The sequence below is a fragment of the Mesorhizobium sp. B2-4-1 genome, assembly GCF_006442185.1.
In the GTDB taxonomy this organism is placed as follows: Bacteria; Pseudomonadota; Alphaproteobacteria; order Rhizobiales; family Rhizobiaceae; genus Mesorhizobium.
Window position 1 is genome coordinate 453,864 of record NZ_VFVN01000002.1, and the last position, 23,607, is coordinate 477,470.

A 23,607-nucleotide genomic window follows, 5' to 3' on the forward strand; every position below is an offset into this window, starting at 1 on the left:
AGCCTGTGTCCTGTGGCTTAAGGAGTAGACAACAATGCAAGCCAATCTCAAATTCGCACGGCCGCTGGCCGTAGCGCTCGGGCTCTTCGCCCTCGGTGGAACTGCCTATGCCGCCGATGTGGTCCAGGAAGAGCCGCCGGCGCCTGCCCCGGTCGCCGAACTGCCCGTCGCGTCCTGGGCCGGCCCCTATGCCGGTCTTAATCTTGGCTATGGCTTCAGCGGCCGTACCAAGGAAAAGGATTTCGACGTTGAAACCGATACCAAGGGCTTCATCGGCAGCGTCTTCGGCGGCTATCAGTGGCAGCAGGAGAACTTCGTCTACGGCGGTGAAGCCGAACTCGGCTACAACGGCGTCAAGGGCGACGATAATGGCATCGATTCCAAGGCCGGCTTCGAAGGCTCGCTGCGTGCCCGTCTCGGCTACGCTGTGACCCCGGAAATCCTGCTGTACGGCACCGGTGGTCTCGCCGGCAGGAGCCTGAAGGTGGAGGACAGCGTCCTCGGCGCCAGCGACCGCGCCACCATGATCGGCTGGACCGCCGGTCTTGGTACCGACATCAAGCTGACCGACAATGTGTTCGGCCGCGTCGAATACCGCTACACCGACTTCGGCAGCAAGGACTTCGATGGCATCGGCAAGGTCAAGGCCACCGACAACCGCGTCACCTTCGGCGTCGGTATGAAGTTCTAAGTCGTTCAAGCCACGACACGAAGAAGCCGGGCCTCGCGCCCGGCTTTTTTATTGTCGGCCGCTCACGCGGGAACGCAGGGTTTCAGGTCCGGGAATTTCTCATCGAAGCGCGCGGCCCAGCGGACCAGCCGGTTGCGGCCTTTTTCCCATTTCCCGGCGAAACGCAGCGCCAGGTAGCCAAGGCAGGCGCGCAGCGCCATCTGGCCGGCGGTGATCTTCTTCGGCAGTTTCGGCGGATTGGCGTTGAGTAGATCGAGCGCGGCGGTGATCTTCGCCCACTGGCGATCGAGCCAGGGCTGGTAGACCATCTCCTCGGGCCGCGTGCGGCGCTCATAAACCATCGACAGCGCACAGTCGCAGATGCCGTCCGCCAACGCTTCCAGCACTTCCGCTTCCAGCCGCTTGTCGGGATTGCGCGGAAACAGCGCGCTCTTCGACATCCGGTTGAGCTGCTGGGTGATGGCTCGGCTGTCGTGGATCGAGCGGCCATCGTCGAGCACCAGCACGGGGATCTTGCCCAGCGGATTGGCGCCGATCAGTTCGGCCGGCTTGTCTTCGGTTTTGACAGGCGCCAGGTCGACCGCGATGCCGGCATAAAGGGCCGCCATTCGTACCTTGGAACTATAGGGGGACGTGGAGGCGTAAAGCAGCTTCGGCATGATCGGGTTCCTGTTGGCAGCCCGTCACTGTTGACCGGGCGCCCTTCCCCGCGCAACAGCCAGAAGCGGAAAAACCAGCCGCCAGCAGCCGGCGACCACTCCTGCATGCCTTGGTCTCTTGGACGCCTTGATCCGGATGCGCCACATGTGATGACGGCAACACTCCGACAGGCCGGACAAGACCAACAATCGTCCCGTCGCCGCGTGATGGCGCGGGCAACAAAAGCCCACCGGACTTCGCCCTGCGGCGAAGTCCTGGGAGCTGCGAAAGATATCTGGCGTCCGCCCCTCTCGTTGCGCCCCAATGCCAGAGCAGAGGGCGCGAGGCCTCAACGGCACCTGCCCTCATTTCTGCCGACACGGTCCCCGGCGCGAAGAAACGTGACTACTTCTTCGCGGCCTTCGCCGGCGCTGCTTTCTTGGCGGCTGGCGCCGCCTTCTTCACCGGTGCCGAAGACTTCGCCGCGGCAGCCTTGGCCGGAGCCTTGGCAGGGGCTGCCTTCTTGGCAGCGGGCTTGGCCGCGGCCTTGGCAGCCGGCTTCCTGGCCGGAGCGGCTTTCTTTGCCGGAGCGGCCTTCTTGGCCGGTGCAGCCTTCTTTGCGGATGCGGCGCTGGCCTTGGCGGGCGCTGCCTTCTTCGCCGCCGGTTTCGCGGCTGTCTTGGCTGCCGGCTTCTTGGCCGGTGCCGCCTTTGCCTTCGGCGCTGCCGCCTTCGGCTTGGCAGCGGGTGCTGCTTTCTTGACCGCGGTCGCGGCTTTCGCCGCCGCCGCTTTTACAGGTGCTTTCTTTGCCGGTGCCTTGGATGCCGGCGCTTTTGATGACTGCTTAGCCATGCGATGCCCCTTGCGTTATGCCGACGACCGTTAATGGCCCGGCGTGTCATGCTTATCTGACTCGCGCCTCGCTAGCCAGCGAAGCAATGATATGATTTTCTCAGCTTAAATTTTCGTTGCGATCGACACATGATCACACTCATCATCGCAAAAATATGGCGTTATCTTCCGATATCGCCAGCAATTTGGCATCGACATTCTCGATGCGCTGCGTGGGCGCGCCTGCCATGAAGCTGCAAAGATCAGCAAGCAGCTTCGCGCATTGATCTTCGGCCGCGAATATCATGAAGCTGCGGCTTATAGAGAATGATCATCTTTTGCAGGCGACCGGTCCCTTCGGATTACAAGTGCAATGCGATGCGCCGATCTGGAGATCACCTTGTCAAGCCTGGCTTCATCACTGAATTGACAGATTACTCTGTATGCCAGAGTATTCTGACAAGTGTGTTCGATGTCGTTCACAAAGGCGAATGGTTAGTACTGCCCGAGGCTGCAGAGCCGTAGGGTGACAGCTCAAGGTCCGCAGCATTGGAGCCATTGATGAGTGCCGACGACATCATCCATCAGGGTACACGGCTCAGGATCATGGCCGCCCTGAACACGCTGGAAAGACGCGAGGCGCTGGAGTTCACGCAACTGAAAGCCATGATCGAAACCACCGACGGAAATCTCGGCGCGCATCTCGATACGCTGGCCAAAGCGGGCTACGTCGATGTTGAAAAGCTTTTCGTCGGGCGGCGGCCGCGGACACGGATCAAAGCAACGACGATCGGGCGCCGCGCTTTTCGCGGTCACGTTGCCTTTCTTCGAAAGATCATCGGTGAAGCCGAGGCGACGCGAGGCAGGAAATAGCACTGCGATTGGGCAGAAATTGTCGGCGCGTGCCGCGCGGCACATATTTTCGTCAGGGCCGATACCCCGAGTCCCAGAAAAGGCCCGCGGCTTGAGCCGCAGGCTCTAACGAAATCGAGACTGGAAACCGCCCGCTACCGCAGGATGCGGCAGCGGCCGTTGTAGACCATCCAGCGGTCGAAGCCCGAGACGCAGAATTCGACATTGTCGCCGATGGAGGCAAAGCCCTGGCCTTCCTCGATCAGGTACCAGATGGCGCGGTCGCGGCCATCTGACAGGGCGACCGTGGCGCCGCAATAGCGCCGGCCGATCGGCCATTCCTCGCTGGCCGGCAAGTAGCGGTGCTGGTGGATGCGGTGGAAATCGGTGATCGCGACATCCGGCAGGTGCGGGACGTGCCGCACCTGATAGGAGAAGCGGCTGGTGATCTTGTTCAGCACCCAGGCTTCGCCGCAAATGCCGCTGTCCTCGTCAGAATAGACGGCAAGATCGGCGGCTTGCGCCGCCTGGGTGAAGCCAAGCGATGTGCCAAATGGCGTGCAGAGCGAGATCAGGGCGGCAAGGGCGGAGCGGGCGAAGCGAGTCATGGCAGCCTCTCAAGGTCGATTGCGCGCACTGTGCGGGATTCGCCGGGCGGCGGTCAAGCGATTGCATTGACAATGGTTTCCAGGGCGTGGCCGCCGACTTTGGCCGCCGGCCATCAGCCGGGGCGCGCCGCCAGCAGCAGCCCGCCGATAACGGCGATGTTGACCAGGAAGGCGGACCTCAGCGCCTGCCTTTCCGGCCCGTGATGGCGCCAGAAGGGCAGGACGAGCAGGTTCGCCGCCACCGTGAACAGGATGAGCGCGCCGGCGGCATAGGGCACCGCGGCGCCGATGGCGAGGCAGAAGCCGGCCACCAATTCCAGCGGAGCGGAGCCGGGCCGGCCGCAGACCCGCTTTAACTGTTTGTCTTGGCGCATCTGTAAGGACGCCGCTCGCAGCCTGCATCCCGCTGCTACTCCCCTGCCAGCCAGTTCAGCGTCCAGTGCGCCGGCTTTTCCAAGACCAGCAATTTGTGCAGGGCCGGCAGGAGAATGCGCAATTCACCTTCCAGCGTGAAAGGCGGGTTGGCCACGACCAGGCCGCTGCCGTCGAGGCTGGGCTCTTGCGACGCGGGCCGGATTTCGAATTCGATGTCGAGCAATTTCGGAACGCCGGTTTCCTTCAGTGCCTTGCGGAAGCCAATCACCGCCTTGCGGTCCTTGATCGGATACCACAGCGCATAGATGCCGCCCGGCCAGCGCTTGTGCGCCTTCGCCAGCCCGTCGACGAGGCGGCCGAACTCGCCCTCTTCCTCGAATGGCGGATCGATCAGCACCAGTCCTCGCTTTTCCTTCGGCGGCAGGTGTGCGCCGAGCGCCAGCCAGCCGTCGAGCTCGATCACCCTTGTCTGGAAATCGCCGGCGAATTCCGTCTTCAGCTTCGCGACATCCTTCGGGTGCAGCTCGATCGCCGATAGCCGGTCCTGCTTACGCAGAAGGTGCCGCGCGACCAGCGGCGAGCCCGGATATTTTTTCAATGGACCGTCTGCGTTGCACGCACGCACCGCGTCGAGATAGGGCGCGAGCAGCATTGCGGCCTGGGCTTCGGGCGCGGCATCGACCAGCCGGCCGATGCCGCCTTGCCATTCGCCGGTCTTCTGCGCCTCGAGCGAGGACAGATCGTAGCGGCCGATGCCTGCATGAGTGTCGATGACGCGGAACGCCTTGTCCTTCTGCTTCAGATATTCAAGCAGCCGCGTCAGCACGACGTGCTTGACGACGTCGGCAAAATTTCCGGCGTGATAGGCGTGGCGATAGTTCATGTGGAACCCCTGCCCCAACGTGGCGGCGGTGGCTGTGAATTCGGATTTTGCGGCCGGCCGCCGGCAGAACGCAAGGACAGCAGGAAGCCGATCAAGCCGATCGCCATCAGCGCGAAGCCAACCGGTCGCGCACGGCTGTCGGTCTCGCCCACACCGGAGCGCAAGACAAGATCGACCGCGCGTATCGGGATGTCGTCGGCGTCGCCGGGACCGACGGTGAAGACATAGGGGCCGGGGCCGACGGTCCGGATCACGCCAGCCTCATCGCGGAAGATCTTGTCGGGCAGTTGCGGGCTCGCCTGACGCGGATTGTCGGAATGATTGAACTGAAGCGTCGAGGCAAGCACCGTGCGGCCGCCGGAGGCGGCTGTCAGCGTCAGCACCGTGCGCTGCTGCGAAGCGATGCGCTCGGCCCTCGCGGTCAAGTCGACCAGCACCCTGACCGGCGCATCGCGCGCGGCAAGCGGCACTGTGACCTGCCTGAAGCGGCCGCCCTCATAGACCCGCCAGCTGCCGATCTGGTGACCGGAGAAATTAGTCATCGCCCATGGATAGATGGCGCCGACGCCGATGCCGGCGAGCAGGATCAACAGGAACAGAAAGCGCATTCAGGGAATCACCTTGTAGTCGGACGTTGCCGGACAATTAGGCTGCATTGGCGCTGTCGCGCAGGCGCTCCATTTCGTCCAATAGCATGTCGAGGCCGAGTTCGAATGTCTTGTCGAAACCGCCGGTGCCGAAATAGGTCCCGGCCGCCATGACACTGGGGAAATCCTTCGCCAGTTGCTCGTCGTCGACGGTGGTCACCGCCGACGGGCCCTTGGCGTAGCCCGCGGTCTCGTCGAGGATCGCGCCCATGAGATAATAGCTGGCGGTGCGAAACAGCCTGGCGCTGAGTTCCGGGCCGAAACCGCCAGCCTCGAACAGGCCGATGACGCCGTTCAGCATAGCAAGGCAAGGCGGCGAATTCATCCGGTAGACGACAAGGAATGGCGCAAAGGCCGGGTGCTCCCTCGCAACACGGCGAAACTCATGCATGACCATCCGAATCCTGTCGCGCCACGGCATGCTGTCGTCGGGGATAACCATCCCGCTGACCTGGCGATCGACCAACGCCTCATAGAGGTGCGCTTGCGAGGGGAAGTGATGATAAATGCTCATCGCCTCGCAGCCGAGCACGGCGGCGAGCTTGCGCATCGAAAAACCGGAAAGGCCCTCCTTCTCGATCACCTCGAAAGCGGCATCCTCGATCATCTCGCGGGACAGCCGTCCGCGTGCTCGCTTTTTTTTGATCGATGAGTCCATGGCCGCGCTTGACAACTTACAGCGTAAGGTTCATTTTTCACTTCACCTTACACAGTAAGGCTAACAAAGACCAGAGGAGGAAAACATGTCACACCATCGCATTGCCAAATCCGTGCATTCGTCCCTCCATCGTGCGTTGGCTCTAACCGCCGTGGCCTGCGTCCTCGCCGCGGCCCCTGCCTATGCCGACGACTACGATGCAACCATAAAGGACATCCAGTCGACCATGGGCGGCGTGCCGAGCTTTGTGAAGCAACTTCCCAAAGCCGGTCTGCCCGGCGCCTGGGCCGAGGTCAAGGCCATCGAACTCAGCGACAAGACGGCGCTGCCGCCAAAGGTAAAGTCATTGATCTCGCTGGCAGTGGCGGCGCAGATCCCGTGCAACTACTGCATCTGGTCGGACACGCAAAACGCCAAGCGCGCCGGCGCTACCGATGAGGAAATCCAGGAGGCGGTGGCGATGGCGGCGCTGACCCGCCATTGGAGCACCATCTTCAATGGCATGCAGGTCGATTTCGACACGTTCAAGAAGGAAATGGGCGGGCAGTGAAACGACCCTGCGGTGGTCCGCGCCTGCGGGCCACCGCAGAACCGCCGTCATCGGGCAGCGCCATGATCTTCGCCTTCGATTGTCATCCAGCGGGAAATGCCGCATTGAAAGGTGCAATCGCAAAGCATGGACGAGGCCGCAAATGGCGCCGGTCAAGGTCGACCCCGACAAGGTGCACGAATTCGAGGACGCCGAGAGCTTTTATACCTGGCTCGGCGAGCATCATGACAGGGAAACCGAGGTCTGGATCAAAATCCACAAGACCGGCTCGGGACTGAAGTCGATCTCGGCAAAGGAGGCGATCGAGGTCGTGCTGTGCTGGGGCTGGATCGACGCGGTGCGCAAGGGGCTCGACGACAAGAGCTTCCTGCAGCGTTACACGCCGAGGACGAAGAAAAGCATCTGGAGCCAGATCAACATCGACAATGTCGCCCGGCTGATCGACGACGGCCGGATGACGCGGCATGGGCTCGCCGAGGTCGAAGCCGCCAAGGCCGATGGCCGCTGGGCGCGTGCCTATGCCAGCGGCAAGGACATGAAAATTCCCGATGACCTGCAGGCCGCGATCGATGCCGAGCCAGAGGCTCGGCAAATGCTCGAAAAACTCAGCGCGCAGAACCGCTTCGCGCTCGCCTTCCGTATCCACAACATGAAGACCGAAGCCGGGCGCAGGAAGAAGATCGAGAGTTTTGTCGAGATGCTCAAGCGCGGGGAGACGATCCATCCGCAAGTGAAGAAGTAAGGCTGCTCATGTGACGAGCGACAGGTTTCTTCCGGCTCGATGATCGCGATCCACATTATCAACAAGGCAGTGATCAGCCGCCGCTGACGTCCCTCAGGCCTTGCGTTCCCAGCGGCGGTCGGGCGTCTGCTGCCAATACGTCACCGCGTGGCCGGCGTCTTTCATCGTCTTCCAGTGCCCGCGGGCGGCCTCGACCTGGGCCGCATCGTGGCCGTCGAACAGGAACACGGCGCGCTCGTAGCCGCCAAGGTCCGGCGGCGCAGCGCCGTCCACCAGGAAGCGTATCTGCGCCGCGTTCGGGTTGCCTTCGCCGGTGGTCAAAAGGATCGGCTGTTCAGCGGGATGGGCTTCGCGATCAGTGGCGTGCGCGAGGAAAGAATCGTCACGGAACGTCCACAGATGCTGGTCGAGCGCGTCGCGCCGCTCCTCGGTGCCTGTCTGCACCACGGCGCGCCAGCCGCGATCGACGCTGCGCTCAAGGAGGCCGGGCAGCGCATCCTCCAGCGTCGATTCGGTCAGGTGATAAAACAGCACGTCGGCCATGGGTCCCGATCAGCTCTCGTAGTGGTCGCGCACGAGCCGGTCGAGCAGCCGCACGCCAAAGCCGGAACCCCAGGACTGGTTGATTTCGTTCGACAGCGCCCCCATGGCGGTGCCTGCGATGTCGAGATGCGCCCAGGGCGTGTCCTTGACGAAGCGCTGCAAGAACTGCGCGGCGATGATGGCGCCGCCATAGCGGCCGCCGATGTTCTTCATATCGGCATTCTTGGAATCGATCAGCTTGTCATATTCAGGACCGAGCGGCATGCGCCACAGTCGCTCCTGCGTCGACTGCCCGGCTGTCGCCAGGCGTTCCGCCAGTTCGTCATTGTTGGAGAACAGGCCGGCATAGTGCTGGCCGAGCGCGACCATGATCGCGCCGGTCAACGTCGCCAGATTGACCATGAACTTCGGCTGGAAGCGGTCATTGCAGTACCAGAGCGCGTCGGCCAGCACCAGGCGCCCCTCCGCATCGGTGTTGAGCACTTCGATGGTCTGGCCCGACATCGAGGTAACGATGTCGCCGGGACGCTGCGCATGGCCGTCGACGGCATTTTCCACAAGCCCGATGATGCCGACGACATTGGCCTTCGCCTTGCGGCCGGCGAGCGCATGCATCAGCCCGGTCACAGCCGCGGCCCCGCCCATGTCGCCCTTCATGTCCTCCATGCCGGATGCCGGTTTCATCGAATTGCCGCCAGTGTCGAAAGTGACGCCCTTGCCGATGAAGGCGACCGGGCTGTCCTTGGCCTTGCCGCCGTTCCACTGCATGACGGCCATGCGGGCGCCGCGCGGCGAGCCTTGCGCAACACCGAGCAGCGACCCCATGCCGAGTTTCTTCAGTTCCTTCTCGGCCAGGATCTCGACCTTGACGCCGAGGGCCTCCAGTTCCTTGGCGCGGGCGGCAAACTCGACCGGTCCCAGGACGTTTGCCGGCTCGTTGACGAGGTCACGTGCCAAAAGCACGCCGTCGATCACCGCCTCGGTCTCGGCGAAGGCCTTCTTCGCACCCGCCGGATCGGCGGTGTGGATGGTTATCTTGGCCGGCTTTTTCGGCTCGGCCTTGTCGCCTTGGCCATCGTCCTTGTCTTTCCTGGTCTTGTACTTATCGAAGGAATAGCTGCGCAGAAGAATACCCGCGGCAAGGCTGGCCGCCTGCGCACCGCTTGACGAGGCGCCGACCACGTCGAGCACCACCGCCACGTCCGTCGCCTTGCGTAGCGACCCCGCGATGGTGCCTCCAAGCTTCGTCCAGGCGTATTCGTCGAGCCCGGATACCTTGCCGGCGCCGATCGCGACCAGCCTGTCGAGCGAGCTTGCCTGTGGCGTCAGCACTTCCACCACGCTGGCGAACTTGGCCGTGAATTCGGCCACAGGGAAGGCCCGTTCCAGCGTCTTGCCGGGATCATACGCCGCGGCGGTTTCGCTCAGGTCACCATCATCCGCCGCCAGCACGAAGACCGTCCCCCTTCTGTTCGCGGCGGTCTGCGGCGCGGCGAATTTTGCGAAGGCGATCGAGGGTCTCTGGTTCATCATGTCCTGCTTTCGGGGAATGCGCGGCTCGCGCGAAGCGGTTGGGAGCGATCCGCGACATTTGGTCGTTTTCCGGCATTTGGCAAGACTTTGCCAAACGGGCTCCCCATATGGCACATGAATCGACGGCGATTCGTCGCGGCACGGCTCCGCTTTTTGGCCGCAACCTGTTGTTAACCATCGATGTTCGCCCTTTCTTATCCAATCCCGCCGACACTCCGGCCCAACGTGGCGCGCGATGTGGGACGGGAACCGGATCGTCTGCCTGACAGAGCCCGACGCAGCCAGTTGTGCGGGCGTCGCCGGACGGCTACCCTTATCCGGTGGCATGATGCCGTTCGAGAAAATTGAGAAAAGCCTTCATGAAGGTCGTTGAACGCTACATCATGCGCCGCGCTTTCGTGGTCTTTATTGCAGCGCTGGCCTGGACGCTGGCCATTGTCTGGACGACGCAGGTGCTGGCCAAGATCGACCTCGTCACCGACAGCGGCCAGTCGGCGCTGACCTTCTTCGAGGTTGCGGCCCTCATTCTTCCCTCGATCATTCCGATCGTGGTGCCCTTCGCGCTCGTGGTGGCGGTTGCCCAGACGCTCAGCGTCATGAATTCGGATTCGGAGCTCGCCGTCGTCAACGCAGCGGGCGCCTCGCGCTGGACCATCGTGCGGCCGATCATGATTCTCGCGGCCGCGGCCAGCGTCTTTTCCTTCGCCGTCGACAACGGCATCGACCCTTACGCGCGCCAGAAGAACCGGATGCTGGTGGCGGAGTCACGCGCGGATCTTCTGTCGCTGATCATCCAGGAGGGCACATTCCGCAAGATCGATGATGGGCTGTTCCTGCAGATCGGCGAGCGGCTTCCCGACAACCGGCTGGGCGGCATCTTCGTCGCGGATTCGCGCGAGGAAGGCGTCAACCTCGTCTATTATGCCAAGACCGGCAGCATCGTCGAACGCGGCGGCGAAAAGGTGCTGATGATGAATGACGGTGTCATCCATCGAAAGACGCTGACCGGCGACCTCTCGGTTATCCGCTTCACCTCCTATGCCTTCGACATGTCGGCCTTCATGGCGGCAGCGTCGGAGGTGACGCTGATGCCAAAAGACCAGACGACCCAGTACCTGCTCAACCCGAGTGCCAACGACAAGGTCTACCAGCAGCGCCCGAACGAATACCGGGCGGAGGTCGACCAGCGATTCTCGGAATGGCTCTATTCCATGGTCTTCGCGCTGATCGCACTGGCGGTCGCCGGAGACGCACGCTCGCATCGCGAGGCGCGCGTCAATCCGCTGATCACGGCCATCGCGATATCGCTGTTCGTGCGCTGGCTGGGCTTCTTCGCCGCCAGCAAGGCCGACGAGGTCCCGCAATATGCGTATATGGTCTACGGCGTGCCCATCGTGTCGTCGGCGGTGGCAATCTGGTTCATCGCATCCAACCGGACGATGGAACTGCCAGTGGCCTGGGCAGATTGGCTGACGAATCTCGCAAGCCGGATGGCTGACGCCTGGAATGCCGTCAAGCTGCGCCTCTCCAGGCGCAGCGCCTCGGGCCAGGGGGTCAGCTGATGGGCTGGACGCTGGGACGCTACTTCTTCTTCCGCTATGTCACGATCACCGTGTGGTTCTTCATCGGCCTGCTTGCGCTGGTGTTCCTGATCGATTTCACCGAGCTTTCCGGCCGCACGACCGGCCTGCCCGGCTTCACCTATGGAACGGCGCTGGCCATTTCCGGACTCAGGATGCCGATGATCATGCTGCAGACCGTGCCGTTTGTCGGTCTCTTCTCGGCGATGGCGACGCTGGTCTCGCTCAACCGCAGGTATGAACTGGTCATAGCGCGCTCAGCCGGCGTTTCGGCCTGGCAGTTCCTTCTGCCGTGCTGCATCGGAGCGCTGTTGTTCGGCGTCCTGTCGGTCGGTCTCATCAACCCGCTCGCAGCGCACGCCTTTTCCTGGTCCGAACAGATCGAAACCCAGTTGCGCTCGGGCAAGTCGAATACGGTGTCGGCCGACGCCGCGCCCTGGATCCGGCAGAAAACCAGCTCCGGAGACACCATCATCGGAGCGCGCGCCATCCTCAACCAGGGCCTGGAGATGGCTGACGCTGTCTTTTTCATCCTCGACCCGCAAGGCGATATCGTCGAGCGCAAGGATGCCGCGCGCGCCTACCTGCGGGACGGCTACTGGGAATTGCAGGACGTCAAGACCTTCAGGAACGGCACCATCCAGCCTGCGGCAAACGATCGCGTGCCGACCAATCTGAAGCCCGAATTCGTGCAGGAGCGGCTGGCGCGCCCGGAGACCATTCCATTCTACGATCTGCCGGGAAAAATCGAGGTTGCCCGTTCCTTCGGCCTCAAGGCAAATGCCTTTGCCATGCAGTTCGATTCGCTGGTGGCGTTGCCGTTCCTGCTCGTCGCCATGACGCTAATTGCGGCAACAGTTTCAATGCGATTTGCGAGGATGGGGCAATCGGCAACGATGATTCTGGGTGGCGTCGTTGCCGGGTTTCTGCTTTATGTCGTTTCGGTGCTGGTGAAGGCATTCGGCGTGGCGGGGTTCGTGCCGACTGTCGTAGCTGCCTGGGTGCCGGTCGTGGTAGCTATGTTCTTCGGGGTGACTTTCCTGCTATACAAGGAAGACGGCTAGTGAGGGAGGCCTTTTTGCCCAGTAACAGGCAGGCCGGTTTGGCGCGCCTTTATGCGGCGACCGCCTTGGCATGCCTGTTTGCATGCGCGGTTCCGCTGCCTGCGATCGCGCAGGATGTCGGCGACATGGCGACCAAGGTGCCGTCCGGCTCGCAGATGCTGCTGGCGGCCGATACGCTGGTCTATAACAACGACAATCAGACCGTGACCGCCGTCGGCGGCGTGCAGATCGACTATGGCGGCAACCGACTTGTCGCGCAGAAGGTCGAGTACAACCGCAACACCAAGCGCATGGTCGCAAGCGGCAATGTCGAGGTGATCAACAGCGACGGCACCAAGATCAATTCGGATCATATCGACATCACCGACGACTTCGCCGACGGTTTCGTCAACGCGCTCCGCGTCGAAACCATCGACAAGGCCTATTTCGCCGCCGAAAGCGCCGAACGCATGGGCGGCGTGCTGACCACCTTCCACAATGGCGTCTACACTGCCTGCGAACCGTGCGAGGACAAGCCCGACAAGGCGCCGACCTGGCGTGTGAAGGCCAGGAAGATCATCTGGAACGGCGAAAAGAAGACGGTCCGCTTCGAGAACGCGAATTTCGAATTCTTCGGCTTCCCGCTAGCCTACCTGCCGGCGTTCGAGATCGCCGACCCGACGGTGAAGCGCAAGAGCGGCTTCCTGATCCCCGGCATCGTCTTCAAAAGCGATCTGGGCGTGGGGGTGAAGGTCCCCTATTATTTCGCGCTCTCGCCGACCTACGACCTGACCGTCACCGGCACCGGCTTTACCAAGCAGGGCTTTCTCGGTGAGGCCGAGTGGCGCCAGCGCTTCAACAATGGCGAATACAGCCTGAAGATCGCGGGGATTCAGCAGCGAGACCCCGACGCCTTCATCGACGCCGCCGGCCGCAATATCGATTCGGGCAAGGCTGGCGATCCCAACAAATTCCGCGGCATGATGGGCACACAAGGCCAGTTCGCCATCAATTCGCGCTGGAATTTCGGCTGGGACGTGCTGCTGCAGACCGACAAGAACTTCTCGAATACCTACGCCATCGACAAATACAACGGGTACGTTCACCAGTCGTCGGTTTACCTGACGGGGCTCGACGGCCGTAATTATTTCGACCTGCGCGCCATGCATTTCGAGGTGCAGGAAAACACGCTCGACAGCAGCATCGCTGCGCGAAGCGGCCAGCAGCCCTGGGTGCTGCCCTCGCTTGACTATGCCTACATTCCGGATACATCGGTCGCAGGCGGCCAGCTGTCGTTCAACGTCAATTCGCGCGTCATCCGCCGCGATGACCTCGACGAGACCTATTTCACTCCCTACTTCCCCCCTTCAGGCACCCAACGTGTGCGCGGCATCGAGGGCGAATCCGGCCGGCTCACCGCCCAAGCCGAATGGAAGCGGTCATTTGTCACCGATGACGGGTTGGTGCTGACACCCTTGCTGGCGCTGCAGGGCGACGTCGACTATGTCAACGCGTCATCAGCTTCACTCGCAGCCGTCAACCAGATGGCGACGAATTTGGGCGAGCAGGATGACATGCGCTCGTCTTTCGCCCGCTATATGGCAACCGCCGGACTCGAGATGAGCTGGCCGCTGCTGTTTTCGATGGCCAGCGGCTCCAGTCATGTGTTCGAGCCGATGGCGCAGGTCTTCCTGCGCCCGAACGAACAATATGTCGGCGGCCTTGCCGTCCCGAACGAAGATGCGCAGAGCATGGTTTTCGACGCGAGCACCCTGTTCGAGCGCGACAAGTTCTCCGGCTATGACCGCATCGAAGGCGGCTCGCGCGCCAATGTGGGCCTTCGCTATTCCGGTTCCTACATCAACGGCTGGGGCACCAACGCCATCTTCGGCCAGTCCTACCAGATCGGCGGCGAGAACTCCTTCGACGCGCCGGACCTGGTCAATGTCGGCGCCTATTCGGGCCTCGAAAACACCAAGTCGGACTATGTCGGCCTGTTTGGCGTCAGCAGCCCGAACGGGTTCGCCGCCTCGGTCAGCGGCCGTTTCGACGAGCAGAGCTTCGAGGTTCGCCGCGCCGAGGTAAAGGCCGCCTATTCCGGCCTACCGGTGTCGCTGAGCGCCAAATACGCCTTCATCCAGGCTCAGCCGCTCTATGGCTTCACCACCGACCGCCACGAGGTCACGCTCGGCGCGTCCACGCATCTTGCCGAGAACTGGCGCGTGTTCGGGACGGGAACCTATGACCTCGAGGAAAGCCTGCTGGTCAAGGACGGGGTCGGTTTCGCCTACAATGATTCCTGCTTCACCTATCTGATGACGTACTCGCAGTCGCGCGACCTGAACACCAGGGAGGTGACGCAGAGCATCGGCTTCAACCTGTCGTTCCGCACCCTCGGCGATTTCGGATCGTCGAGCAGCGCCTTCGACACCACCCAGTAGTCCGCGACATCGTTTCGCCGCATAGGGCTGGCAGGGACTTCACAAACCCCGAAGAAGGATGAAGTTGGGCGGGACCGGGATAGAATTGGGATGTTTGCGATGAGGAAATACCTCTTTTCAGCAGGGTTGGCGCTGCTTGTGGTGGCGACATCCGTGTCGATGACCGTCATCACGCCGCCGGCTTTCGCCAGCGAGATCAAGTACGTCGTCAACGACATACCGATCACCAGCGGCGACATCGCGCATCGCGCCGCCTTCCTCAAGCTGCAGCGCAAGAAGGGCGACGCCGGCCAGGAAATGATCGATCAGACCTTGCGCATGGCCGAAGCCAGACGGCTTGGGATTCACATCAGCGACGCGCAGGTCGAGGCCGCGTACCAGCGCTTTGCCTCGAGCAACAAGATGCAGCTCAGCCAGCTCGACGGCGTCATGGAAAAGTCCGGCGTCAGCAAGGGCCATTTCAAAGAGTTCATCCGCGCCCAGATGGCCTGGAATCAGGCCTTGAGCGCGCGGTACCGTTCCGGCGAGGGCGGCAGCGTGACCGAGCAGGACGCGGTCAGGCGCATGCTCGACAAGGGCGGCTCCAAGCCGAGCGCCACTGAATACATGCTCCAGCAGGTCATCTTCGTCGTGCCGGCGGCCGAACGCAGCGCGACGCTGGGCAAGCGCAAGCGCGAAGCCGACGCCATGCGTGCCCGCTTCAATGGCTGCAACACGACGCGGCAGTTCGCCAAGGGCCTGATCGACGTCACGGTTCGCGATCTCGGCCGGGTGCTGGCGCCGCAACTGCCGCCGGACTGGGCCGAGCAGATCAAGGCCACCAAGGTTGGCGGCGCCACGCCTACCCGCCAAACGGAGCGCGGTGTCGAGTTCATCGGCATCTGTTCGTCGCGCGAGGTGTCCGACGACAAGGTCGCCCAGATGGTGTTCCAGAGCGAAGGCTCCAACGACAAGGCAGCCGACGATCTCAGCAAGAAATATGTCGACGAGCTGAAGGCAAAAGCCCGCATCGTCAAGCGCTGAGGTGGAAAGGGCGATGCGCGCGCTGGCGTTGAGCGTCGGCGATCCATCCGGCATCGGGCCGGAAATCGCGATTGCCGCGTTTCTGGCGCGTACAGCCGCAGCCCTTCCGCCCTTCTATCTCCTCGCCGATCCCGCGCTAATCGCCTCGCGGGCGCGCCGTCTCGGCGTTTCGCTGCCTATCGAGGAAACGACGCCAGCGCAGGCAACCGAGGTCTTTGGCCGCGCTCTGCCGGTCGTTACGCTGGCTGCCCGCTTCATCGACAGCCCCGGCCAGCCGGACCCGGCCAATGCGGCGGGCATCATCGAAGCGATCGATCGGGCGGTGGCCGCTAGCCTCGCCGGCGACGCCGCGGCCGTCGTCACCTGCCCGATCGCCAAGAAGCCGCTCTACGACGCCGGCTTCCGCTTTCCCGGCCACACCGAATATCTGGCGTATCTGGCGGCGCGCCACAGCGGCGTGGAAGCGATGCCGGTGATGATGCTGGCAGGCCCCGACCTGCGCACCGTTCCCGTCACCATTCACATCGCGCTGGCCGAAGTGCCGAAGGCGCTGACCACAGACCTGATCCTCGCTACGACGCGGGTCACCGCCGCCGACCTCAGGGACCGCTTTGGCATCGCCAACCCACGGCTCGCCATCGCCGGCCTCAACCCGCATGCGGGCGAGGATGGCTCCATGGGCCTGGAGGACCAGCGCATCATCCGACCGGCAATCGAGATCCTGCGAGCCGAAGGCATCGACGCGTTCGGGCCGTTGCCCGCGGATACCTTGTTCCATGCCCGGGCCCGGGCCGGCTACGACGTGGCGCTGTGCATGTATCACGACCAGGCGCTGATACCGGCCAAGGCGCTGGCCTTCGACGAAGCGGTCAACGTCACGCTCGGCCTGCCCTTCATCCGCACGTCGCCCGACCACGGCACCGCCTTCGATATCGCCGGCAAGGGCATCGCCCGGCCCGACAGCCTGATGGCGGCGCTGCGGCTTGCACGGCAGCTGGCCGACACCGACGCCAAATTTGTCACGCAATGAGGCTCAACTCATGAGCATGGATGGGCTGCCGCCGCTGCGCGAGGTCATCGAGCGCCACGGTTTGCAGGCAAAGAAGGCACTGGGCCAGAATTTTCTGTTCGACCTCAACCTGACCGGCAAGATAGCGCGCGCCGCCGGCAGCCTGGCGGAGACGACCGTAATCGAGGTCGGCCCCGGCCCTGGCGGGTTGACAAGGGCCCTGCTTTTCAACGGCGCGCGCAAGGTCGTCGCCATCGAGCGCGACGAACGCTGCCTGGCGGCCCTCGCCGAGATATCGGCCCATTATCCCGGTCGGCTGGAGGTCGTTTCCGGCGACGCTCTGAAGATCGACTTCCCGACGCTTGCCGCGACCGCCGGTGACGGCGGGCCGATCAGGATCGCGGCCAACCTGCCCTACAATATCGGCACGGAACTGCTGGTCCGCTGGCTGACCGCCGCGGAGTGGCCTCCCTTCTATGCCTCGATGACCCTGATGTTCCAGCGCGAGGTGGCCCAGCGTATCGTCGCCGCGCCTGGCAGCGAAGCCTATGGCAGGCTCGGCGTGCTGGCGGGGTGGCGCACGCAGGCCAGGATAGCGTTCGACGTGCCGTCCCAGGCGTTCACACCGCCCCCCAAGGTGACCTCTTCCGTCGTGCATCTCGAGCCGCGTGTGACACCGCTACATGCCGACGTGAAAAAACTCGGCCGCGTCACGGAAGCCGCCTTCGGCCAGCGCCGAAAGATGCTGCGGCAGAGCGTTAAGAGCCTCGGCGGCGAAGCCCTGCTCGAACGCGCCGGGATCGACCCGACCCGGCGCGCCGAGACGCTCGATGTCGAGGAGTTCGTGCGGCTGACCAATGCGGTGTAGCGCCGCCGGCCGTGGAAGCGCCGCGCAATCCGATCCTTGTCGAGCGCACGCTTCGAACTAGACGCCCAACACCGCTTTCACGCGCTCGCGCGTGTAGGGCAGGTCATAGATGCGTTTTCCCGCCGCATGGCGGAAGGCGTTGGCGATCGCGCCGGCTGTCGGGCCCTGCGCTGCTTCCGCGACGCCGAGATAGGGCGTGCCGGGATTGTCGACGACATGCACTTCCACGCTGTCCGGAACGGCGCTGAAGCGCAGGATCGGATAGGCCGACCAATCCGCGCTCAGGATGCGGGTGTCGTCGAAATGGACGGCCTCGTAAAGCGTCCAGCTCAGCGACTGCAAGATACCGCCTTCGGTCTGGTTGATGATCGAATCCGGCGCCACCGCTTCGCCGCAGTCGACCGCCGAGACCACATGCGAGATAGCGATCGCGCCGCTGTCGCGATCGACCTCCGCTTCAAGCGCGACTGCGAGATAGGCGGCGTGGTTCTTGTACTTGGCGAAGGCGAACCCCCGACCGCGGCCCTCCGGCATAGGATCATTGCTCCAGCCGAATTTTTGAGCCGCAACCTCGATCACCTTCCTGGCGCGCGGGTCCTTCATGTGCCTCAGCCGGTATTCCACGGGGTCGGCGCCGGCCGCGAGGGCCAGCTCGTCCATGAAGCTTTCGATCGAGAAGACGTTGCAGTAGGCGCCGAGACCGCGCAGGGACGAGACGCGCACCGGCATGTCGGCGACGAAATGCCAGTTCACCCGCTGGTTCGGCACATCGTATAGCGGGATGGCGTTGCGGTCGCCATTGCCGAGCGGCGAGATCTGCAGCTTGGCCGGATCGGGCGGGAAATGCTTCGCCACCAGCCGGCCGGCGATCAGCGAACCTGCCGTTCCCGGCCGCGTGCCGTGACTGTTGCTCCACAGATCATAGTGCCAGTTGACGATCTTGCCGCCGGCGTCGAGCGTTGCGCTGGCGCGCGTCAGCATGCCAGGGCCATAGGGCTCCCACAAATGCTCCTGATCGCGCATCCACTGCACGCGCACCGGCGTGCCGGGCAGCGCCTGCGCGATCAGCGCGGCGTCGGCCGCCGCGTCGTCGGCGCCATTGTGGCCGTAGCAGCCTGATCCCTCGGTGTGGATGCAGCGCACCTTTTCCGGTCCGACGCCGAGCATCTCGGCGATCGCCTTGCGGTCTGGATAGACGCCTTGAGTATGCGTCCACACCGTGATGAGACCCTTGTCCGACAGGGCAACGGCAGCGGAGGGGCCAATCGACCCATGCATCTGGTAGGCGCGGGTGAACTGTGCCTGCAGCGTCTTTGCGCCGGCTGCCGTGTCCGCGCCGACCGAAGTCACGGTGCCGACCTCGGCGACCGAGCGTTCGAGGAAGGCGGGGATATTGTCCTGGTCCGGCAAGGCCGGCTGCACCTGCCACTTCGCCTTGGCGGCCATGGCGCGCATCGCCTGGACCGCCTGGAATTCCTGCCTGGCCACCACGGCCAGGAAGTCGCCGTCGCGGATCACCGCCACCACGCCCGGCATCGTCTTGATGGCGGCCTCGTCGACGCTGACGAGCTTGGCCAAATAGCTTGGTGGGCGAACGACGCGGGCATGCACCATGCCGGGAAGCCGCATGTCCTGCACATAGGCCTCGCCGCCCGTCACCTTTGCCGGAATATCGACGCGGGCGAACGGCTTGCCGATCGCGTGATAGCTGTCCGGCGATTTCAGCGCCGTGTCGGCCGATGCGTCCACATGCAGCAAATCCGCCACCACGAGTTCGCCATAGCCCGCGGACTTCCCGTCCGACCCGGTGATCCTGCCGCTTGCCGCCTTGAGCTGGTCGGCCGGAACGCCGAGCTTTTCGCTGGCCTTAGCGATAAGGATCTGGCGCACCTGTGCCGAGGCGTAGCGTATGGCGGTGCCGCTGTTCTGGATCGTCTGGCTGCCGGCGGTATAGCCCTCGTTCGGCGTCAGCGCGGTATCGGCGGTGATGAGCTTGATGGCCGCCGGCTCGACCTCCAGTTCTTCGGCGGCGATCTGGCGCAGCGACGTCCTGGTGCCTTGGCCGAGCTCGGCCTTGCCAGTGAAGACGGTGATCGAACCGTCGGCATCCAACCTGATCCAGGCGTCGAGCGAGGGCGTATCGGCAAGGCTGCCCGGCAGTTTCTTGGCCGGCGCCGGCGTCGCGGGCGTCTGCGCCGTGGGCGCGGCCTCCTGAGCCTGCACGGGAATGGTGAAGGACACGACCAGCGCGCCGGTCCCGGCGAGAAAGCCGCGTCGTGTCAGGTCGGGAAAGGTTGGCGCGTTCATCATGCCCTCCCTGCGGCCGCGGCCGGCGCCAAGCCGGCCGATTTCGATTTCATCAGGTCGCGCGCGCGGCTCACTGCCCGCAGGATGCGCATATGCGTGCCACAGCGGCAGAGGTTAGGTTCCAGCGCCTGCCTGATATCGGCGTCACCGGCATCGGGTTTGGCCTCGAGCAGCGCCTGCGCCCGCATCATCATGCCGGCGATGCAATAGCCGCATTGCGCCGCCTGCTCCTCGATGAACGCTTTCTGCATCGGACCCGGGTTCTCGATCGTGCCCAAGCCCTCGACGGTCTTGACCTCGCGGCCCTCCACCAGCATCGCTGGCGTCAGGCAGGAGAAGACGGGCTTGCCGTCCACCATCACCGTGCAGGCGCCGCATTGGCCAAGGCCGCAGCCGAACTTGGCGCCGTTCAGCTTCAAATCGTTGCGCAGCACGTAAAGCAGCGGCGTCGCCGGATCGACGTCGACGTCGTGGGAGATGCCGTTGACGTTGAGATTGATCATCTGTCCTTCGCTCCTACATTGTCCGGGCCGCGCTCGATGCCGTCCGAGGGCCGAACGCTGACCCGGTATTTTCCACTCCTGGTGTCGGCGATCCTGGCCGCCGCATCCTGCCAGGCCGGCTTGCCGGCAAAGGCATCGCGCAGATAGGCCAGCAGGTCATTCACCTGGTCGTCCTTCAGCGTCGCTGCGAATCCCGGCATGATGGCGCTCGGGCGTCCACCCGCCGCCGGCAGGCCAAACAGCACCGTGTTGATGACGTTCTGCGGATCTGACGCGTTGACCGCGCTCGACAGATGGAAATTGATACCGCCAAAAGGCGGCGGACGGCTGCCGTCGTGGCAGGTGGCGCATGCCGCCTGGTAGATGACGGCTCCACGCGCCGCCGGCGTATCGGCGGATGTCGGCGCCACGCCGGCGGTCGACGCCGGGTCGGCCGCGGCGCGGCCGCGGATAGCCTGCGCGGCAGCCGTCCGTTCGGCGGATGGTTCGCCCATGAGCGACATGACGTAAGTGGCCATGGCGTCGATGTCGGTATCGGGAAGCCGGCCGAGATTGCCCGTCACTTCGCCCATCGGGCCATTGGCGACGCCGTGGTCGGCATGCCAGCCTTGCCTGAGATAGGCAAACAGGCTGTCATGCGTCCACGGTATCGGCGCCGGTGAAGTGCCCTCGAGCGCAAAGGCCGTCCAGCCTTCGGCCTCGCCGCCGGCCATGTGCGACCCCTTCTCTTCCGCGCCGAACCGATTGCGCGGCGTGTGGCAGGCGCCGCAATGACCGAGCCCATCGACCAGATAGGCGCCGCGGTTCCACTGCGTGCTTTGCGACGCATCGTTTTGATAGGCGCCCCTGTCGAAGAACAGCAGCTTCCAGCCGGCCAGCACCAGGCGCATATCGAGCGGGAAAGGCAGCTCGTTCGGAGGCGGCGGGTTGTTCACCGGCTGGCGCGTCATCAGATAGGCGTAGAGCGCGCGGTTGTCCTCATCGGAGACACGCGTGAAATGATCGAACGGGAAGGCCGGGTAGAGATGCCTGCCCTCGCGGTCGACGCCTTCGCGCATGGCGCGGTCGAAGGCTGCCTGCGACCAGCGGCCGATACCGGTCTGCGGATCTGGCGTGATGTTGGTCGAATAGATGGTGCCGAACGGCGTCGGCACGGCGAGCCCGCCGGCATAGGACTTTTCACCGGGCCTGGTGTGGCAGGAGGTGCAATTGCCGACGGAGGCCAGTACAGCGCCTTTCTCGATCAACGCCGGGTCGAACGACGATCGTTGCGGCGGCTCGACAAGATCGATTGCCGGCTTCCAGGCATAGGCGAAAAATCCGGCGCCGCAGACAATGATGATGGCAAGAACGCCCAGCCAGAAGCGTTTCAAGATCTGCTCTCCCTCATGGCGGTACGCTGAAACGCTGCCGCCCCGGCCGTTACCGGCGCCGCGGACGCGTTCGTGCGGGAGAAACTAGGGGCGCTGCCCTCTTCGTCAATTGTCTGATTTATGGCGCCGAAAAGCGCATCTTGCAGGCGCGACCTGCCCGGGCACATCGTTTGGTGCTGCCGGCCTTCGGCTTGTCCGCCGGCCCATCTTCGTGGGCAAAGGAAAGGCTAGCTCGTCTTCTCGTCCAAAAGTCCCGAGACGAAGTCGAACAAGCCGGGCCGACGATCGCGCCGCAACCGCTCGGCGACAACGATGCCGCGCACTTCGGCGAAGGCGCGATCGAGATCATCGTTGACGATGACGAAATCATACTCCTTCCAGTGCTCGATCTCGTTGCGCGCGTTCTTCAGCCGCGTCTCGATCACCGCTTCCTGATCCTCGGCGCGGCGCTTCAGCCTTGCCTTCAACTCCTTCATCGACGGCGGCAGGATGAAGATCGAGACGATGTCGGCGCGCATCTTCTCCTTGAGCTGCTGGGCGCCTTGCCAATCGATGTCGAACAGCATGTCGCGCCCTTGAGCGAGCGCAAGTTCCGCCGGTTCGCGCGGTGTCGCGTAGCAATTGCCATGCACCTCCGCCCATTCGAGCAGGGCGTCCGAATCGCGCAGCCGCTCGAACTCGCGCATGGTGCGGAAATGATAGTGAACGCCTTCGATCTCCGAGCCGCGGCGAGGCCTGGTGGTGACGGAGACCGACAATTCGAGGCTGGAATCGCTTTCCAGAAGGTTGCGCGCAATCGTCGACTTGCCGGCGCCCGACGGCGACGACAGCACGAGCATCAGGCCCCGGCGGCGAATGCGGGACCCTAAATCCCTGGCGACCATCGGCTACTCCAGATTCTGGACCTGTTCACGGAACTGATCGACCACGGCCTTCAGTTCCAGTCCAATGGCGGTGACCGCGGCAGCGTTCGACTTTGAGCACAGCGTATTCGATTCGCGGTTAAATTCCTGTGCTAGAAAATCGAGCTTGCGTCCGATGGCGCCGCCGCCGGAAAGCAATGCACGACCGGACGTCACATGCGTCTTCAAGCGGTCGATCTCCTCGCGAATATCGGCCTTGGTGGCGAGGAAGGCGGCTTCCTGGTGCAAGCGGCCGACATCGAGGTTGGCCGAAGCATCCATCAAGAGCCGCACCTGTTCGGCGAGGCGCTCGCGGATGGCCGCCGGTTCGCGCGACGGATCCGCTTCAGCGCCCAGCGTCAGCGCCTCGATGGCGTCGATGTGGCCCAGCAGAAGCGTGCGAAGTGCCGCGCCCTCACCCTCGCGGGACCGCTCCAGCCCCTCCAGCGCCACCTCGAGTGCCGCCATGACGGCGTTGTCGAGCGCCGTGCGCACATCCTCGGTTTCAGTGGTCTCGGGAATATCGAGCACGCCGCGCAGCGACAACAATCCGTCGGCGGTCGCAGGAGCAACACCAAATTGTTCCTCGATCCGCTTGGCGAGCCCGGCCAGGTCCTTGAGGAAGGCCTCGTTGACAACGGGCTGGGACTGCATTCCGGCGGCGCGCGTGATGGTCAGCGTCGCCTGAAAATTGCCGCGCGCGAAACGTTTCTGAAGCGTCTGCCTGATGGCCGGCTCCAGCCGCTCGAAGCCCTGCGGCAGCCGCAGCCGCACCTCGACGCTCTTGCCGTTGACGGATTTGACCTCCCAGGCAATCGAGGTGCCGTCATGCTCGGCGACAGCACGCGCAAACCCGGTCATGCTCTGCAAATTCATGGTGCCTGCATACCCCCTGGCGCGTACTACGGATACTGCTTGATCCGGCCTCGCGCACCTTCAGAAAGCCGAAATGCCCGCCTGCCAATCGGCTTACGAGGCGCCCCGATAAATCCAAACGCTCCTGTCT

The 23,607-nt window shown here is 63.7% G+C and carries 24 protein-coding genes; 10 read left to right on the forward strand and 14 right to left on the reverse strand.

Annotation, left to right across the window (positions count from 1 at the left end; genetic code table 11):
- Window positions 1–34 precede the first annotated feature (34 nt).
- A complete protein-coding gene (locus tag FJ949_RS06865) occupies window positions 35–691 on the forward strand; it encodes an outer membrane protein (protein WP_140494406.1) in 657 nt (218 codons plus the stop codon).
- 62 nt (window positions 692–753) lie between these two features.
- Here FJ949_RS06865 and FJ949_RS06870 read toward each other — a convergent pair whose 3' ends face one another.
- Window positions 754–1,350, reverse strand: coding sequence for a glutathione S-transferase family protein (locus FJ949_RS06870; protein WP_140494408.1), 597 nt, complete (start codon window positions 1,348–1,350; stop codon window positions 754–756).
- A 385-nt stretch (window positions 1,351–1,735) separates the two neighbouring features.
- The gene (locus FJ949_RS06875) at window positions 1,736–2,182 is read right to left on the reverse strand and encodes a histone (protein WP_140494410.1); all 447 of its coding nucleotides are present in this window, start codon (window positions 2,180–2,182) and stop codon (window positions 1,736–1,738) included.
- Between the two features lie 540 nt (window positions 2,183–2,722).
- On the opposite strand from FJ949_RS06875, the gene FJ949_RS06880 reads away from it, so the two are divergent.
- Window positions 2,723–3,034, forward strand: a complete 312-nt coding sequence (locus FJ949_RS06880; RefSeq protein ID WP_140494412.1) for a transcriptional regulator — start codon at window positions 2,723–2,725, stop codon at window positions 3,032–3,034.
- Between the two features lie 134 nt (window positions 3,035–3,168).
- On the opposite strand, the gene FJ949_RS06885 is transcribed toward FJ949_RS06880, so the two are convergent.
- The 5 genes from FJ949_RS06885 to FJ949_RS06905 all read right to left on the reverse strand — a co-directional run bounded on the left by FJ949_RS06885 (window position 3,169) and on the right by FJ949_RS06905 (window position 6,184).
- The gene (locus FJ949_RS06885) at window positions 3,169–3,621 is read right to left on the reverse strand and encodes a hypothetical protein (protein WP_140494414.1); all 453 of its coding nucleotides are present in this window, start codon (window positions 3,619–3,621) and stop codon (window positions 3,169–3,171) included.
- Between the two features lie 113 nt (window positions 3,622–3,734).
- The gene (locus tag FJ949_RS06890) at window positions 3,735–3,995 is read right to left on the reverse strand and encodes a DoxX family protein (protein WP_181165134.1); all 261 of its coding nucleotides are present in this window, start codon (window positions 3,993–3,995) and stop codon (window positions 3,735–3,737) included.
- A gap of 35 nt (window positions 3,996–4,030) precedes the next feature.
- Window positions 4,031–4,879 (reverse strand): 23S rRNA (adenine(2030)-N(6))-methyltransferase RlmJ, encoded by an 849-nt coding sequence (locus FJ949_RS06895; protein ID WP_140494416.1) that lies wholly within the window; start codon window positions 4,877–4,879, stop codon window positions 4,031–4,033.
- Window positions 4,876–5,487, reverse strand: coding sequence for a hypothetical protein (locus FJ949_RS06900; protein WP_140494418.1), 612 nt, complete (start codon window positions 5,485–5,487; stop codon window positions 4,876–4,878). The genes FJ949_RS06895 and FJ949_RS06900 overlap by 4 nt, the downstream gene beginning before the upstream one ends.
- Window positions 5,488–5,524: 37 nt before the next feature.
- Window positions 5,525–6,184: a TetR/AcrR family transcriptional regulator gene (locus tag FJ949_RS06905; RefSeq protein WP_140494420.1), complete on the reverse strand. Its 660-nt coding sequence runs from the start codon at window positions 6,182–6,184 to the stop codon at window positions 5,525–5,527.
- Between the two features lie 85 nt (window positions 6,185–6,269).
- Here FJ949_RS06905 and FJ949_RS06910 point away from each other — a divergent pair, with 85 nt between their 5' ends.
- A complete protein-coding gene (locus FJ949_RS06910) occupies window positions 6,270–6,734 on the forward strand; it encodes a carboxymuconolactone decarboxylase family protein (protein WP_140494422.1) in 465 nt (154 codons plus the stop codon).
- A gap of 142 nt (window positions 6,735–6,876) precedes the next feature.
- Window positions 6,877–7,476 carry a YdeI/OmpD-associated family protein gene (locus FJ949_RS06915; protein WP_140494424.1) on the forward strand — a complete coding sequence of 200 codons (600 nt, stop codon included), beginning with the start codon at window positions 6,877–6,879 and terminating at the stop codon, window positions 7,474–7,476.
- Between the two features lie 93 nt (window positions 7,477–7,569).
- Here the strand turns inward: FJ949_RS06915 and FJ949_RS06920 are convergent, their stop codons facing one another.
- Together FJ949_RS06920 and FJ949_RS06925 are read right to left on the reverse strand one after the other, a co-directional pair.
- A complete protein-coding gene (locus tag FJ949_RS06920) occupies window positions 7,570–8,019 on the reverse strand; it encodes a DNA polymerase III subunit chi (protein ID WP_140494426.1) in 450 nt (149 codons plus the stop codon).
- A 9-nt stretch (window positions 8,020–8,028) separates the two neighbouring features.
- Window positions 8,029–9,549, reverse strand: coding sequence for a leucyl aminopeptidase (locus tag FJ949_RS06925; RefSeq protein ID WP_140494428.1), 1,521 nt, complete (start codon window positions 9,547–9,549; stop codon window positions 8,029–8,031).
- 362 nt (window positions 9,550–9,911) lie between these two features.
- Between FJ949_RS06925 and lptF the strand changes: the two genes are divergently transcribed.
- The 6 genes from lptF (at window position 9,912) to rsmA (ending at window position 17,516) form a co-directional block, all read left to right on the forward strand.
- Window positions 9,912–11,114, forward strand: a complete 1,203-nt coding sequence (gene lptF / locus FJ949_RS06930; protein WP_140494430.1) for an LPS export ABC transporter permease LptF — start codon at window positions 9,912–9,914, stop codon at window positions 11,112–11,114.
- Window positions 11,111–12,196 (forward strand): LPS export ABC transporter permease LptG, encoded by a 1,086-nt coding sequence (gene lptG, locus FJ949_RS06935; protein WP_181165175.1) that lies wholly within the window; start codon window positions 11,111–11,113, stop codon window positions 12,194–12,196. Before lptF ends, lptG begins: the two co-directional genes overlap by 4 nt.
- On the forward strand, window positions 12,196–14,616 hold the full coding sequence (locus FJ949_RS06940; protein WP_181172056.1) for an LPS-assembly protein LptD: 2,421 nt from the start codon (window positions 12,196–12,198) through the stop codon (window positions 14,614–14,616). Before lptG ends, FJ949_RS06940 begins: the two co-directional genes overlap by 1 nt.
- Before the next feature lie 90 nt (window positions 14,617–14,706).
- Window positions 14,707–15,639, forward strand: a complete 933-nt coding sequence (locus FJ949_RS06945; RefSeq protein WP_181165136.1) for a peptidylprolyl isomerase — start codon at window positions 14,707–14,709, stop codon at window positions 15,637–15,639.
- A 13-nt stretch (window positions 15,640–15,652) separates the two neighbouring features.
- Window positions 15,653–16,669, forward strand: coding sequence for a 4-hydroxythreonine-4-phosphate dehydrogenase PdxA (gene pdxA / locus FJ949_RS06950; protein ID WP_181172057.1), 1,017 nt, complete (start codon window positions 15,653–15,655; stop codon window positions 16,667–16,669).
- A gap of 10 nt (window positions 16,670–16,679) precedes the next feature.
- Window positions 16,680–17,516 (forward strand): 16S rRNA (adenine(1518)-N(6)/adenine(1519)-N(6))-dimethyltransferase RsmA, encoded by an 837-nt coding sequence (gene rsmA, locus FJ949_RS06955; RefSeq protein WP_140494440.1) that lies wholly within the window; start codon window positions 16,680–16,682, stop codon window positions 17,514–17,516.
- 57 nt (window positions 17,517–17,573) lie between these two features.
- On the opposite strand, the gene FJ949_RS06960 is transcribed toward rsmA, so the two are convergent.
- The 5 genes from FJ949_RS06960 to FJ949_RS06980 all read right to left on the reverse strand — a co-directional run bounded on the left by FJ949_RS06960 (window position 17,574) and on the right by FJ949_RS06980 (window position 23,477).
- The gene (locus tag FJ949_RS06960; protein WP_140494442.1) at window positions 17,574–19,823 is read right to left on the reverse strand and encodes a molybdopterin cofactor-binding domain-containing protein; all 2,250 of its coding nucleotides are present in this window, start codon (window positions 19,821–19,823) and stop codon (window positions 17,574–17,576) included.
- The gene (locus FJ949_RS06965; protein WP_140494444.1) at window positions 19,823–20,326 is read right to left on the reverse strand and encodes a (2Fe-2S)-binding protein; all 504 of its coding nucleotides are present in this window, start codon (window positions 20,324–20,326) and stop codon (window positions 19,823–19,825) included. Before FJ949_RS06965 ends, FJ949_RS06960 begins: the two co-directional genes overlap by 1 nt.
- Window positions 20,323–21,699, reverse strand: a complete 1,377-nt coding sequence (locus FJ949_RS06970) for a c-type cytochrome (RefSeq protein WP_140494446.1) — start codon at window positions 21,697–21,699, stop codon at window positions 20,323–20,325. The genes FJ949_RS06965 and FJ949_RS06970 overlap by 4 nt, the downstream gene beginning before the upstream one ends.
- Window positions 21,700–21,926: 227 nt before the next feature.
- Window positions 21,927–22,583, reverse strand: coding sequence for a guanylate kinase (gmk, locus tag FJ949_RS06975; RefSeq protein ID WP_140494448.1), 657 nt, complete (start codon window positions 22,581–22,583; stop codon window positions 21,927–21,929).
- A 3-nt stretch (window positions 22,584–22,586) separates the two neighbouring features.
- A complete protein-coding gene (locus tag FJ949_RS06980) occupies window positions 22,587–23,477 on the reverse strand; it encodes a YicC/YloC family endoribonuclease (protein WP_140494450.1) in 891 nt (296 codons plus the stop codon).
- Window positions 23,478–23,607: the final 130 nt, after the last annotated feature.